Below are 13,926 nucleotides of genomic sequence, written 5' to 3'. Positions count from 1 at the left end.
TTTACCTTTTCAATAATAGTTAAGCTATTTTATATTAATATTTCTTCAGATTTGTGGCACAAATAGAGATATGTAAATACATTCCATCTCATCAATCAGGATTTTTATACTTTTAGACTCATAAAAGTTTTATCCTAAATTTCAAAATTAAAACATATTGTTAGGAGAACCTTGAATGGATTATTTCAAGCGATTTAAAGAGACCTATTTAATTGGGTTTTGGAAGCCAACACCTGCTGTTATTGCTTTAGGTGTTTTAGCTGCTTATTACTTTGGTATAACTGGAACGTATTGGGCGGTTACAGGTGAGTTCACACGATGGGGTGGTCATATATTACAATTTGCTGGTGTTGATATTAGCAATTGGGGTTATTATAAAATCATGAAAATGGAAGGTAATAGCTTTACAAGAATTGATGGTGTTATGATTATTGGTATGTTTGCTGGTTGTATTGCAGCTGCTTTTTGGGGAAACAATGTAAAACTAAGAATGCCAGCTAGTAATATTAGAATTGCACAAGCTTTAATAGGTGGAATTATTGCAGGATTTGGAGCAAGACTTGGTATGGGTTGTAACCTTGCTAGTTTATTTACAGGAATTCCTCAGTTTTCAGCACACGCATGGTTTTTTACTCTTGCTATGATTATTGGTGTTTATTTAGGTGTAAAAGTAACTGCTCTTTCTTTTTTTAAATCAAAGATTAAACTAGAAAAAGTATCTTGTAGTAAAGATTTACAAAAAGACAAACAACAAGTTAAGTCATTGTTTACTATTGGTTCTGCTGTATTTCTTGCTATGATTATTTGGACTTTATACTTAATATTCTTCGCAAATAGTATGAAACTTGGAATTGCTATGCTTTTTGGAGCAGCATTTGGTTTACTTATTGCAAAAGCACAAATTTGTTTTACCTCAGCATTTAGAGATATTTTCACAACAGGAAGAAGTGAACTTGCAGTTGCAATTGTAATTGGAATGGCTGTTTCTACTATTGGAGTTTTCTCTTATATTATGATTGGAAGTCCAGCAAAAATAATGTGGGCTGGACCAAACGCTATTATTGGTGGATTATTATTTGGATTTGGTATCGTTCTTGCAGGTGGTTGTGAATGTGGTTGGATGTATAGAGCAGTTGAAGGTCAAGTTCATTTTTGGATAGTTGGTATTGGAAATGTAATTGGTGCAACATTACTTGCATTTATGTGGGATAGTTTTTCAATTTCAATGGCTACATCTTGGCCAAAAATAAATTTTCTTGAATCATTTGGTCAATACGGCGGTTTATTTATGAACTATATTTTCTTGTTTTTACTATTTTTACTAATTCTAAAACTTGAAAAAAACTATCGATTAAAATTACAAACAAAAGGAAATTAAGATGGAAAAAGAAAATATAATTCCAAATTATAGACTTGATATGCAAGGAGAGCCTTGTCCTTATCCTGCTGTAAAAACACTAGAAGCTATGGAAAGTTTAGAAAAAGGTGAAATTCTAGAGATAATTAGTGATTGTCCACAAAGTATAAATAATATTCCAATTGATGCAAAAAATCATGGCTACAAAGTTTTAAGTATAGATAGTAGTGGTCCTACAATTCAATATCTAATACAAAAGTAAGAAAAAAAAGAGAATTACATAATTCTCTTTTTTTAAATTCCTAATTTATTAATATCTTTTAATGTATTAATATTCAAATCTACAACAAGATATGATTCTAATCTTATCTTAACTATGTCATCATCTAATATAGAAAAATTATTTAAATCTATTGTATTTTTGTTTTTTGTTAATATTACAAAATCATCCCCAAATACTCTAAAAATAAGATTATTTGATTCAAGCAATAAATCTTTTAAAATCGTTGCAACATTTTTTAAATATCTATCACCCTCAATCCATCCATACTTTTTATTATATTCAGAAAAGTTTTTAAGACTTAAAACATTAAAATAATCATACTCTTTAATGATGTTTTGATTAATAATAAAATCTAAATAATTAATATTATATAAATGTGTTAATTGGTCATTATAAAAATATGAGAATCTAGCACTTTCCATTTGTGATATTGGATTTTGAGATATATTTTCATTAATATCTTCTTTTGATAAAACTTCAATTGCAATATCTAATATATCACTATCATACATACTGTTTCTACAGGCATTTAACTCTTCTATAGCCTCTTCAGAAGTTTTTCTTTTAGTATATATTCTGTTTGTTGTCATTGTATCAAAACCATCTGCAATAGCTAGAATTTTTGATTCTATAGGAATATCCTCTACTTTTAAACCATCTGGATAACCAAGTCCATCTACTCTTTCATGGTGAAAGTGAATAATTTTTGCAATCTCTTTAAAATCACTAACTTTTGATAAAATTTCATATCCTATTGATGAGTGTTTTTTAATAAGCCCATACTCCACATCATTTAGTGTAGATGGTTTTAATAAAATAGAATCAGGAATAACAATTTTTCCAATATCATGCAAAATTCCAGCTTCATAAATCATATCACATTTTTGTTTTGTCAAATGCATTCTAGTAGCTATTTTTTTTGCATAAATAGCTACTCTTTTTGAATGACCAGCTGTATAAGGATCTCTTTTTTCTATCATATCTATCAAAGTATAAAGTATCTCTTTATAGTTTTCTATTTTCTGAAGTGCATATTGTTTCTCATTTTCTATATTTTCTAAAGATAATACAAACCACCCTTCTTTTAGTAAATAAGGTTTTACATCTAGTCTAAAACTAGTTATTCCACTATCACAAAGTAGATCTATTTCCAAATGTTTTTTAAGATATTCTTTTTTATCAATCCAATTAAAAAAAGATTTTATTCCATTTCTTGCAATTAAACTTATAAACATTTTATTTTTTTCGTTTAAAAATTTATATGCAAAATATGCTCTAGCTATAGTATTTATTTTTTGTATTTCTAATTTATCATCAAGTAAAATAAAAGCTATAGTAGAATCCATAAATAAACTCTCATACTCAAGTTGAGAATTTAATAACTTGTTTTCCTTATCTCTTAATTCATCATTTTGTGCTTCAAGTTCTGCTTGATAAACATCTAACTCATGAAGAAGAGTCTTTAAATCACTACTTTCGAATTTTGAAGAAAAATCATTACCTTTTCTTTTGATTATTTCATAAGCCTTATTTCTTAACTCTATATCATTTACAATTAGCATGAAACACAATTCCTACCATTATTTTTTGATTTATAAAGGAGTTCATCTACTCTTTTAAGAAATGTTTTAATACTATCATCTAAAAGCATTGCAGTAACTCCAAAACTACATGTTATTTTTATATCATTTACAAAAACAGCTTCTTGAATATTTGATCTTAAGTTTTGAGCAAAAGTGCAAGCATCTTCCTTAGTACATGCTTTTAACAATATAATAAACTCTTCTCCTCCCCACCTAGCAAAAATATCTGATTCTCTTAATCTAGTACTAACTATTTCAGATAAATACTTTAATACTTCATCTCCAATATCATGTCCATAATTATCATTTATATCTTTAAAGAAATCAATATCAAACATTACAATAGATAAATCTAATGATTGACGTTTAAAAAATGAAAATTCTGTATTTAAAAAATCATTAAATTTAGCACGATTATAAATTTGAGTTAATTCATCATAAAAAACTCTTTTTTCTAGTTTTCTTTTCTCTAAAGAAATATTAGTAACCTCAGATAAAGTACAAATAATATTATCTGTTTTACTTTTAGAAATTGAAACTATAAAAGCTTTTACATTATCTGTTTTTTTCTCATTTAAAAGTACTAAGTTATCTTTTTGTTCAGAATTAGTCATCATCTCTGTCCAATGAAGATTAGTTTTTGTATCAACATTAAAAAAACCTTCATTTTTAATAAAAGTACAATCAATTGATGAATATTTAATTTTAAAATCACTTATATCTTTTGTAGCATAAAATTCTAAAAATCTATCATTTACAAATATAAGATTATATTTATTATCATAAACTAAAATTAAATTTTCTTGATTTTGGTTTATTTCATTTAATAAAAGATTTTTTCTATTTAAATCTTCTGATAAGTCTTTTTCTTTTTGTACATCTTGAAGAGCTAATAAATATCCTTTTTTTTCTTCAGCATAATCTTTTAAATAAAGTCTGAATCTATTTGACCTCTTATGAAAATTCATTAAATCTAATTCTAAATAATTATTTCTATAGTTACCTGAAACAATCCAATCTAAGAAGAATTTCATTCCTCCATCTTTAATATAAGAGGAAAAATTTATAATTTCTCGTTTTGATTTAGAAAATTTAAAAAAATCTTGTGCCAAAAAATTTGCTTCTCTTACAGCCAAACTATTATCTAGATATAAATAAGAAAAAGGAGCTTCATCAAATAGTTTCTGGTTCTTTTCATTAGCTAAAATTAATTCATTCTCTTTTTTTCTCAATTCCTCATTTTGTGCTTCAAGTTCTGCTTGATAAACATCAAGTTCATGAAGAAGAGTTACAAGATCACTATTTTCAAACTTTTTTGAAAATACTTCACCTTTTCTTTTAATTAAATCATATGCTTTTTCTCTTAAGTCATCATTTCTTTTTGGCATTTTGAGCATCCTCTATGTCTAATGAATTCATAAGTTTATTCAACTCTTTTTTAATATTAGTTTCTGCATCTTCAAATTCACTAATATCTACAAATGAACCTATCATTTCTAAGGGCTTATTTTTATCATCAAATTTTAATATAGTATCTTTTGAGATAAGAGTTAAATATTTTCCATCTTTATTTTTAAATTTATATTTAATAGCAATTGTTTTTTTATTTGATTTTAATTTTTGAACTTTTTCTAAATGACTATGTATAGTTTTTACTTCATCGGGATGAAATAATTTCAAAAATTTATCACCATTCATTTTATTAAAATCTTCAAGTGTATAACCTGTTATTTTAGTATATTGTTCATTTATATAAGTATTACTCTTTTTTTCAAAATTATAAATATATACACCTGTTAAATTTGTTCCTAAAAGTGCATCAATCATCTCTTTTTTATTTTTTGCTTCTTCTTCTTGCATTTTTTCTTTAGTAATATCTTTTATTGTTCCAATAAATCTTAAAACATGAGAAGCATTATCTTTTATACCTATATAATAACATTGAAGCCAAATATATTCTTTATTTTTGTTTAGAAATCTAATATCTAAACTATATGATTCAATTTTTCCTAAAAGTAATTCTTCAATTTTTTCTTTTCTAATTTGAACATCATCTGGGTGAACCTGAGATTCATACCATTGCATAAAATCAACTTTGTTCATTAACTCTTCTAATTTATATCCCAAAATACTAGCAAAATTATTATCTATAAAATAATCACTTGTTTTACTTACATGATAATCAATTGTTCCTATTTTTATAACATTATTAATAGCATTTACTCTAAAGTTTATATCTTCTAAATCATTTTTTAGTTTTGTTGTTAATTTATTTTCTTCATCTCTTTCTTCATACATAGATCTCATCTCTGTATAGGCTGTTTGAAGCTCTTCATTTGTACTTTGAAGTTCTTCATTTTTAGTTTCAAGTTCTTCATTTGAACTTTGAAGCTCTTCATTTGAACTTTGAAGCTCTTCATTTGAAGTTTCTAACTCTTCAATAACTGTTTGAAGATGCTCTTTTGTTTTTGCAATTTCTAAATTTAATGCATCAACTTCACTAGTAAATTCTGTAGAGCTTAAAATACCTTGTTTTTCAAAAATTGATGGATCCTCTTCTTGAAAACAAATTAAATATAAATCTTTTGTAAATGAGTTATCTAAAGGAGATACTATCATTCTTACATAAATATCTTCTGTATTTATATTCACTTTAATATATGCACTTTTTATAATTTTTTTATCTTTTTTACAAGCATGTAAAGAAGCTCTTAATTCTAAAGTTAATGATTCATGAACATTTTTAAATATATTCTGAGTTATTTCACCCTCAGGATGAACCAAAAATTGATTTTTACCTTTTATATAAATCATCTCAAAACTATCATTTACAATTATACATTTAGGAATTATATGTCTTCTAATATGCTCTGTTATCATATCTGATATTGTTGGCTGAACTAGTGTTTCAGCTTCTTTATATTGATTTGCGATTTTTTCTTTTTCACTTGGTAGTTTTACAGGAAATGGTGGAGTTTTTGTACCTTGATATATGGCTTGATATATTTTCCATTTCTTATTAATTAGTTTAAATTGATAGTTGAATTTACCTATAGATTCAGATTTTCCTAAAAATAACAAGCCCGTATCATTTAAAGCATAATGAAACATAGGAAATATTTTATCTTGTAATTCAGTTGTAAAATATATAAGCATATTTCTACATGAAATTAAATCAAGTCTCATAAATGCAGGGTCTGATATAACATTATGTCTTGAAAATATACACATATCTCGAATTGGTTTTATAACTTCATACTCATCATTTTTTATAGTGAAATATTTTTTTACTATATTTCTATCTATATTTATAACAGCAGCTTCTGGATACCTAGCTTTTCTACATAAAGCAATAACAGAATCATCTAAATCTGTAGCAAAAATTTGTATTTTATAATCACTTATTTTATTTTCTAAAATTTCTGAGAGAATAATAGCAATAGAATAAGGCTCTTCTCCTGTACTACATCCAGGTATCCAAATTCTTATATTTTTATCTTTTTTCTCTTCAATTGTTTTTCTTAAAACCTCTTTTAATGAATCAAAAGCCTCTTCATCTCTAAAAAAAGAAGTTACATTTATTAAGAAATCTTGAAATAATAAGTCTATTTCTTCTAAATTATCTAAAAGATATTTATAATAATTGCTCATATTTACCATTTTTAATGCAGCCATTCTTCGTTCTATTCTTCTTTGAATAGTGGAATTTTTATATAAAGAAAAATCAACTTTTTTTACACTACTTACTCTTTTTATAATATTGTTATAAACTTGAAATTGATTTTGAATAGGATTTTTATTTACATTTTTTCCTCTAAAATTAAGTATTTCAATAATTTCAGTTATCATAACTTCAGGTTCCAAAATAAGGTCAATATTTCCAGTATTAATTGCAGAGTTTGGCATTCCATCATATTTTGCATTAATTGGCTGTTGTGCAATTGTAAAACCATCTTCAGATTTAATAGCTCTTATTCCCCTGCTTCCATCACTTCCTGTTCCTGAAAGAATAATTCCAATTGATTTATTTTTTTTAGCATTTGCTATTGATTCAAAAAAGTAAGTTAACAGATGGTTTTGGTCCATAACTTATCTCTTTTGTTTCAAGTAATAATATTTTATCTTCATCAACTACTATATTTTTATTTGGAGGACAAATATACATCGTATCCTCTTCAATAGTTTCACCATCTTCAGCTGCTTTTATTTTTATAGGTGCATCTTTTGATAATAATTCAACTAAAAGGCTTTTGTATGTGGGAGATAAATGTTGGGCAACAATATAGGCAAAATTTGTATTTGTAGGAATATGATTCACAAGATTTTGTAAAGCTTCTAAACCACCAGCACTTGCGCCAATACCAATATATATTAAATCATTCTTTTTCATTATAAAATCCATTTTTATTTATATTAAATAATATTCTACCCACATTGTTTCATAAATGCAAAAATTTTTAATCACTTTTTAGTATAATATTTATTTATATTTGTAAGAAAATAATAAAAACAATAAATAAATAATTTGTATTTAAAATATCCACTTATAAGCCACTCATAAAGTGTACAATATTTTGAAAATTTAATTATATACCAAATAAAAATGATTAGGGGACTACTTGAACTATCAAGCAATTTTAGAAGAAATAGAAAAAGAAATACAACCTCTTTTTTCACAAGGAAAAGTTGCAAATTATATACCCGCACTTGCAAAAGTAGATCCAAATCAGTTTATTATGTCTGTTCGTTTATTTGATGGTACATCTTATGGTGTGGGAGATGTTAATAGTAAATTTTCTATTCAAAGTATTTCAAAAGTTTTTACTTTTACTCTTGCTCTTCATCAATATGGAAGAGACCTTTATCAAAGGGTAGGACATGAGCCATCAGGTGATCCTTTTAACTCTTTAGTTCAACTTGAGTATGAAAATGGAATTCCAAGAAATCCATTTATAAACGCAGGTGCCATAGTAACCACTGATACTTTAGTTTCAATTCATAAAAAATATACTTTTAAATATATATTAGATTTTATAAAAAAAGTTGCAAATGATGACACAATCACATATGATAAAGACATTTATAAATCAGAACTAGAACATGGATTTAAAAATTTTGCTTTAATAAATATGATAAAAAGCTATGATAATATTCATAATAAAATTGATACAGTTATAAATACATATTTTAAACAATGTTCAATTATGATGAGTACATCTCAACTTGCTCAATCAATGTTATATATAGCAAATCACGGAATTGATCCTCTTACAAATGAAAGAATAATTAGTATATCAAAAGCAAAAAGAACAAGTTCTTTAATGCTAACTTGTGGTCACTATGATGCAAGTGGCGATTTTGCATATAAAGTTGGACTTCCAGGAAAAAGTGGTGTGGGAGGAGGAATTGTAGCTATTGTTCCTCAAAAAATGGCAATATGTGTATATTCACCTGAGTTAAATGCTCAAGGAAATTCTCTAATTGGAACAAAAGCTTTAGAACTATTTACTTCAAAAACAGGCTTATCAATCTTTTAACCCTGTTTTTAGTATAATTTTTAAATATACAAGGCTTGTATAATATTAATTTATAGGATTTAAAAAAATGAGTGCATTAGAAATAGCTGATATTATTGGAGTAATTTGTTTTGCTCTAAGTGGTTTTTTAATTGCAGTTCATTATAAACTTGATATCTTAGGCGTTTTTATATCATCATTTCTAACAGCCCTCGGAGGAGGAATGATTAGAGATGTCTTGGCTGATAAAACACCTTATGTTTTTACAAGTAATCTTCCAGTTATTTTAGTTGTTGCTACTGTCTTGATAGCCTTACTTTTTAAACTTCATAAAATCGATGATTTAGAAGGAAAAACTACTTTTATAATATCAGATGCTATAGGTTTAGTCTCTTTTTCAATTACAGGTTCAATTGTGGCAATTCAAAATGAATTTAATTTCTTAGGTGTTTTAATTTTAGCTTTTCTAACAGCAGTTGGAGGTGGCACAATAAGAGATATATTAATAAACAGAGTTCCATCTATTTTAGTTTCAGAGTTTTATGCAACAGTTGCTTTAATTATTGCTTCTGCTATGTTCGTCTTAGAAATATTTGAATTAAGAAACCTATTTAGTATTATGATTGTATTTATATGCGGAGTTATTTTAAGACTTCTTGCATACTATAAAAAGTGGCATTTACCAACTTTATCAAAAGAATAAATTATACTCCTTAACCTTTCGTTTACTATTTGTAGTTAGAATTTTGCATTTAAAAACCAAAGGAAAAAAATGATAAAAAAATTTCTGTTTACAATATTTTTAGGATTAAGTGCATTTGCAAACTCTTTAACAGTAGGAAGTAATCTTCCAACACTTACAATAAAAGATCAATTTGAAAAAGAATTCACAATTGATTCAAAAATAAAAACTGTAATTTTTTCTGCAACTAAAGAAGAAAGTAACACTATTAAAGAATTTTTAGCTTCTAAAGATAAAGATTATTTAACAAACAATAATATTGCATATGTTGCTGATATTACAGGAATGCCTAGTTTAATTTCTAAATGGGTTGCAATTCCAAAAATGAAAGATTATGCTTTTTCTATTCTTTTAATTGACGAAGATAATAAAGCATTATTTCCAGTACAAGAAGATAAAATATCTATTATAACTTTAGAAAATTCTAAAATTACAAGTATTAAATTTATTAAAACTGCTGATGAATTAGCAGCTACATTTAAATAAAAATTTAACTATTAGCTTTTAAGCTAATAGTTTTTCAAAAGCCTCAACAATAGCATCTTTTTCAAGCTCTTTTATTTTATTTTCCAAAGAATCAACAGTTTCATTAGCATCTAATTCTAATTCTTTTGTAAGAATTATTTCGCCTTCATCATAAACTTCATTTACATAATGAATTGTAACACCTGATTTTTTCTCACCATTTTTTATAATAGCCTCGTGAACAAATTTTCCATACATACCTTTACCACCATAAGCTGATGGTAAAAGTGCTGGATGAGTATTTATAATTTTATTTGGAAAGGTATTTAAAAGACTTGATTCAATTTTTTTCATAAAACCTGATAAAAATACATAATCACAATCAAAATCTTTTAGTAATCTTGCGCATTTATCATCTATATTTTGACCTGGATATCTTTTATCATTTATAATAAAATTTGGAATATCATAAGATTCTGCTTTTTGCAAAACTCCTGCATTTGTATTATTTGAAATTACTACTACTATTTTTGCATCAAGTTTTTTTTCACCAATAGCTTTTTGTATTGTTTCAAATCCACTACCATTATATGAAGCTAATATTCCAATTCTTTTACCTGTGAACAGGATTTCGCTTTCTTCTATCATTATATATCCTAATTTTTTTAAAATGGAAATTATATCTATTTTAAAATTAGTTTACAATCTTTGTGCATGGGTTAATGCTATTGCAATAGCATCTGTTATATCAAGAGGTTTAATTTCTTTTTTAATTCCTAATAATCTTTTTACCATAAAAGCCACTTGTTCTTTTGTAGCTTTTCCATTTCCTGTAACTGCTTGTTTTATTTGTAAAGGTGTATATTCAGCAAAATTTCCAAATTTTTGTAAAATTTTAAGAGAAATAGCACCTCTAAATTGCGCTAATTTTATAACTGTTTTTGGATTAAATGCATAAAACATATCTTCAATTGAAACTTGATTGATTTCATGCTTATCAAATATCAAATCAAAGCCCTCAGTCATCTCTACAATTTGCTCTTGTAATATTTTTGTTTTTATTTTTATTAACCCAGCTTCTATTAATTTTATACTATTTCCATTTTTTTCTACAATAGCATATCCACAGTTTCTAGTACCGGGGTCAATTCCTAATATTTTCACCTTTTCACTCTTTTCATTCTTTATTTATTCACATTACTCAACATGCGATATAATGGTATTTTTTTAATAAATACTTTCTTAAAGGAAAAAAACTATTCACTACTTATTCACTATGTGTATAACTTTTATTTCTTGTATAAATTTACTCTGTTTATATCACTTTGAAGCTATTTTATAAAATTTTTAGATATAATATCTACTAATTACGTATTAAAGAGTTTATAAATAGATGACAACCAAAGATTTCCAAACAATTATTCAAAAAGAATCAACAAAAACAGATTTTGAAAGATACTTAAAACAATTAGTTTATAAGAAAATATCTTCAGATGAAAAAATTGCAATTTTTGAAGTAAATAATAAATATATTGCTTCTTGGATAAAAAGTAAATTTACAGGATTAATACAACATTGCTTTGAAATTTACGATGGATCTAAACCTTCTATTGAAATAAAACTTGCCGGTGAAAAAAAATCTAAAAAAGAGATTTTAAAAGAACAAATACAAAATCAAACAGCAGAAAGTACCATACTAAATCCATCTTATACATTTGATTCATTTGTTGTAGGACCTTCTAATCAAATGGCCTATAATGCATCACTTGCAGTTTCAAGTAAACCTGGAATTCAATATAATCCATTGTTTATTTATGGTGGAACTGGACTTGGGAAAACCCACCTTTTACAAGCAGTTGGAAATCATGCAATCGAAAAAGGTAATACTGTTATTTATGTAACTATTGAGCAGTTTATGAATGATTTTACTTTTTCAATCAAAAATAAAAATATGGAACATTTTAGAAATAAATACAGAAAATGTGACGTTTTGTTAATCGATGATATTCAATTTTTATCTGGAAAAGAACAAACTCAAGAGGAATTTTTTCATACTTTTAATGAACTTCATAATGCAAAAAAACAAATAGTAATGACAAGTGATAGGCTCCCATCACAAATTGCTGGACTTGTTGATAGATTAAAATCAAGATTTGAATGGGGATTAACAGCAGACGTTCAAATTCCAGGACTTGAAACAAAAATTGCAATTATTGAAAAAAAATCTGATTTAAATGGAATTTCATTAAGTAGGGAAATTGTAAATTTCATTGCAACTACACTTGATAACTCAATTAGAGAAATAGAAGGTGTTTTAATAAGAATAAATGCGAGTGCATCACTTTTGAATCAAGAAATTACTCTTCCTATGGTTCAAAATCTATTAAAAGAGCAAATTAAAGAAACAAAAGAGAATATAAAACTTCCAGATGTTATAAATATTGTTGCAAATCAATTAAATATTAAACCAAGTGATATAAAATCTAAAAAAAGAACAGCAACAGTAGCAAATGCTAGAAGAATTGTGATTTATCTTACAAGAGAATTAACACATAACTCTATGCCAGATATTGCAAAATTCTTAGGAATGAAAGATCACAGTTCAATTTCTCATAATATTAAAAAAGCAAATGAGTTAATTGAAAAAGATGAAAACTTTAAATTAATTATAGAAAATTTAAAAAATAAAATCATAAATAAGGAGTGGTAAAAACTTTAAAACAAAATAAGTTTTAAAGACTTATGTGAAAAGGTGTGAATACAAAGACAATTTTAATCACTATATAAAAGTTCGGCTTTATAGTGTTTTAAAAGGTATTTTCATCTTTTCACATAAACTACTACTTCCACTAAATTAAATAAAAATATAGGAGAATAAAATGAGGTTTGTAATTACAAAAAATGTTATTGAAAATGTAATAGCTTCAATGCAACCTTTTTTAGAAAAAAAAGATTCTAGTTCAATTACATCACATATATATTTAGAAATAGATAATACTAAACTGATCATAAAAGCTACAGATTATGAAATAGGTTTAGAATCACATATTGATAATATAACTGATATGATAGATGGAAAAATTACTGTAAATGGTTCAAACTTATTAGGTATTATTAAAAGATTGAAAAATGAAGAAATTTTATTTGAAGTTACTAACAATAATTTAATAATTAAACAAAATAAATCAACATTTAAGTTACCAACTTATGATGCTAATGAATATCCAACATTAAACAGATCTGAAAATTTAAAAGAATTGTCAATTTCTACTATTAATTTTATTAATTCTATTAGAAAAATTACACCTGCAATTGATAATAATAATCCTAAATTTGAATTAAATGGTGCATTAGTAGATATTAAAAATCAAAAAATTAATTTTGTATCAACAGATACTAGAAGATTAGCAGTTTCTTATTTACAAAATATTACAAATGAAGAAGCACAATTTATTATTCCAAAAAAAGCTATAATTGAAATCCAAAAACTTTTTTTAGATGATGCAAAAATATCTTTTGATGATACAAATTTAGTAATATCAAATAGTAATAATAAATTCTTTACAAAATTAATAAATGGTAAATTTCCTGATTATGAAAGAATTATTCCTGGAACTTTAAAATACAATTTTCCACTTCCAAAAAATATGTTAGTTGAATCAATCAAATTAGTAACTTCTTTATTTTCAAATATAAAAATTACTTTTAATTCAACTTCAATTATATTTGAATCATTAGATGAAGATACAGAATCTAAAACTCAAATTGATATTGATTTAAATATTGAAAAAGAGTTCTATTTAGCTGTAAATGCAAAATATCTATTAGATTTTTTATCTATGTCACATAATGAAAAAATTAAAATAGGATTTAATGAATCAAACTTGCCATTTTATTTAGAAGATGATAAGTTTTTTACTATTGTAATGCCAATAGTTTTAGAAAAATAAAAATAAAAATTTAACCAATTAAAGAAGGAA

At 25.4% G+C, this 13,926-nt stretch carries 13 protein-coding genes; 7 read left to right on the top strand and 6 right to left on the bottom strand.

Going from position 1 to position 13,926, the window contains the following annotated elements; all coding sequences use genetic code 11:
- Positions 1–175: 175 nt before the first annotated feature.
- Positions 176–1,378, top strand: coding sequence for a selenium metabolism membrane protein YedE/FdhT (yedE, locus tag ABVS04_RS07045; protein ID WP_368029966.1), 1,203 nt, complete (start codon positions 176–178; stop codon positions 1,376–1,378).
- A gap of 16 nt (positions 1,379–1,394) precedes the next feature.
- The gene (yedF, locus tag ABVS04_RS07040) at positions 1,395–1,619 is read left to right on the top strand and encodes a sulfurtransferase-like selenium metabolism protein YedF (RefSeq protein ID WP_368030003.1); all 225 of its coding nucleotides are present in this window, start codon (positions 1,395–1,397) and stop codon (positions 1,617–1,619) included.
- A 32-nt stretch (positions 1,620–1,651) separates the two neighbouring features.
- Here the strand turns inward: yedF and ABVS04_RS07035 are convergent, their stop codons facing one another.
- The 4 genes from ABVS04_RS07035 to ABVS04_RS07020 are packed head-to-tail and all read right to left on the bottom strand — an operon-like array spanning position 1,652 to position 7,613.
- Positions 1,652–3,202 carry an HD domain-containing phosphohydrolase gene (locus tag ABVS04_RS07035; protein WP_368029965.1) on the bottom strand — a complete coding sequence of 517 codons (1,551 nt, stop codon included), beginning with the start codon at positions 3,200–3,202 and terminating at the stop codon, positions 1,652–1,654.
- A complete protein-coding gene (locus tag ABVS04_RS07030) occupies positions 3,196–4,611 on the bottom strand; it encodes a GGDEF domain-containing protein (protein WP_368029964.1) in 1,416 nt (471 codons plus the stop codon). Before ABVS04_RS07030 ends, ABVS04_RS07035 begins: the two co-directional genes overlap by 7 nt.
- Positions 4,595–7,309 (bottom strand): CheR family methyltransferase, encoded by a 2,715-nt coding sequence (locus ABVS04_RS07025; RefSeq protein WP_368029962.1) that lies wholly within the window; start codon positions 7,307–7,309, stop codon positions 4,595–4,597. The genes ABVS04_RS07030 and ABVS04_RS07025 overlap by 17 nt, the downstream gene beginning before the upstream one ends.
- Positions 7,275–7,613 (bottom strand): chemotaxis protein CheB, encoded by a 339-nt coding sequence (locus ABVS04_RS07020; protein ID WP_368029961.1) that lies wholly within the window; start codon positions 7,611–7,613, stop codon positions 7,275–7,277. The genes ABVS04_RS07025 and ABVS04_RS07020 overlap by 35 nt, the downstream gene beginning before the upstream one ends.
- 229 nt (positions 7,614–7,842) lie before the next feature.
- Here ABVS04_RS07020 and ABVS04_RS07015 point away from each other — a divergent pair, with 229 nt between their 5' ends.
- The 3 genes from ABVS04_RS07015 to ABVS04_RS07005 all read left to right on the top strand — a co-directional run bounded on the left by ABVS04_RS07015 (position 7,843) and on the right by ABVS04_RS07005 (position 9,967).
- The gene (locus tag ABVS04_RS07015) at positions 7,843–8,760 is read left to right on the top strand and encodes a glutaminase (RefSeq protein WP_368029960.1); all 918 of its coding nucleotides are present in this window, start codon (positions 7,843–7,845) and stop codon (positions 8,758–8,760) included.
- A 67-nt stretch (positions 8,761–8,827) separates the two neighbouring features.
- Positions 8,828–9,442, top strand: coding sequence for a trimeric intracellular cation channel family protein (locus ABVS04_RS07010; protein ID WP_368029959.1), 615 nt, complete (start codon positions 8,828–8,830; stop codon positions 9,440–9,442).
- A 69-nt stretch (positions 9,443–9,511) separates the two neighbouring features.
- Positions 9,512–9,967, top strand: coding sequence for a hypothetical protein (locus ABVS04_RS07005; RefSeq protein WP_368029958.1), 456 nt, complete (start codon positions 9,512–9,514; stop codon positions 9,965–9,967).
- A gap of 18 nt (positions 9,968–9,985) precedes the next feature.
- Here the strand turns inward: ABVS04_RS07005 and purN are convergent, their stop codons facing one another.
- Positions 9,986–10,594, bottom strand: coding sequence for a phosphoribosylglycinamide formyltransferase (gene purN / locus ABVS04_RS07000; RefSeq protein ID WP_368029957.1), 609 nt, complete (start codon positions 10,592–10,594; stop codon positions 9,986–9,988).
- Between the two features lie 51 nt (positions 10,595–10,645).
- Positions 10,646–11,110: a crossover junction endodeoxyribonuclease RuvC gene (gene ruvC / locus ABVS04_RS06995; RefSeq protein WP_368029956.1), complete on the bottom strand. Its 465-nt coding sequence runs from the start codon at positions 11,108–11,110 to the stop codon at positions 10,646–10,648.
- Positions 11,111–11,339: 229 nt separating this feature from the next.
- Here ruvC and dnaA point away from each other — a divergent pair, with 229 nt between their 5' ends.
- Entirely contained in the window at positions 11,340–12,656 is a 1,317-nt protein-coding gene (gene dnaA, locus ABVS04_RS06990; RefSeq protein WP_368029955.1) for a chromosomal replication initiator protein DnaA, read from the top strand.
- 169 nt (positions 12,657–12,825) lie between these two features.
- Positions 12,826–13,896, top strand: a complete 1,071-nt coding sequence (gene dnaN / locus ABVS04_RS06985) for a DNA polymerase III subunit beta (protein ID WP_368029954.1) — start codon at positions 12,826–12,828, stop codon at positions 13,894–13,896.
- Positions 13,897–13,926 lie beyond the last annotated feature (30 nt).

It is taken from the genome of Arcobacter sp. s6, from assembly GCF_040884245.1.
Taxonomy (GTDB): Bacteria; Campylobacterota; Campylobacteria; order Campylobacterales; family Arcobacteraceae; genus Aliarcobacter.
Note: the sequence above shows the minus strand (reverse complement) of the source record. Positions and strands in the feature narration are given on the sequence as shown.

What these genes read in the sequence shown, in the direction of transcription:
- dnaA (WP_368029955.1), top strand. Translation starts at nt 11,340, where the DNA reads ATGACAACCAAAGATTTCCAAACAATTATTCAAAAAGAATCAACAAAA.
- ABVS04_RS07010 (WP_368029959.1), top strand. Translation starts at nt 8,828, where the DNA reads ATGAGTGCATTAGAAATAGCTGATATTATTGGAGTAATTTGTTTTGCT.
- ABVS04_RS07035 (WP_368029965.1), bottom strand. Translation starts at nt 3,202, where the DNA reads ATGCTAATTGTAAATGATATAGAGTTAAGAAATAAGGCTTATGAAATA.
- ABVS04_RS07030 (WP_368029964.1), bottom strand. Translation starts at nt 4,611, where the DNA reads ATGCCAAAAAGAAATGATGACTTAAGAGAAAAAGCATATGATTTAATT.
- ABVS04_RS07020 (WP_368029961.1), bottom strand. Translation starts at nt 7,613, where the DNA reads ATGAAAAAGAATGATTTAATATATATTGGTATTGGCGCAAGTGCTGGT.
- ABVS04_RS07025 (WP_368029962.1), bottom strand. Translation starts at nt 7,309, where the DNA reads ATGGACCAAAACCATCTGTTAACTTACTTTTTTGAATCAATAGCAAAT.
- purN (WP_368029957.1), bottom strand. Translation starts at nt 10,594, where the DNA reads ATGATAGAAGAAAGCGAAATCCTGTTCACAGGTAAAAGAATTGGAATA.
- yedE (WP_368029966.1), top strand. Translation starts at nt 176, where the DNA reads ATGGATTATTTCAAGCGATTTAAAGAGACCTATTTAATTGGGTTTTGG.
- dnaN (WP_368029954.1), top strand. Translation starts at nt 12,826, where the DNA reads ATGAGGTTTGTAATTACAAAAAATGTTATTGAAAATGTAATAGCTTCA.
- ABVS04_RS07005 (WP_368029958.1), top strand. Translation starts at nt 9,512, where the DNA reads ATGATAAAAAAATTTCTGTTTACAATATTTTTAGGATTAAGTGCATTT.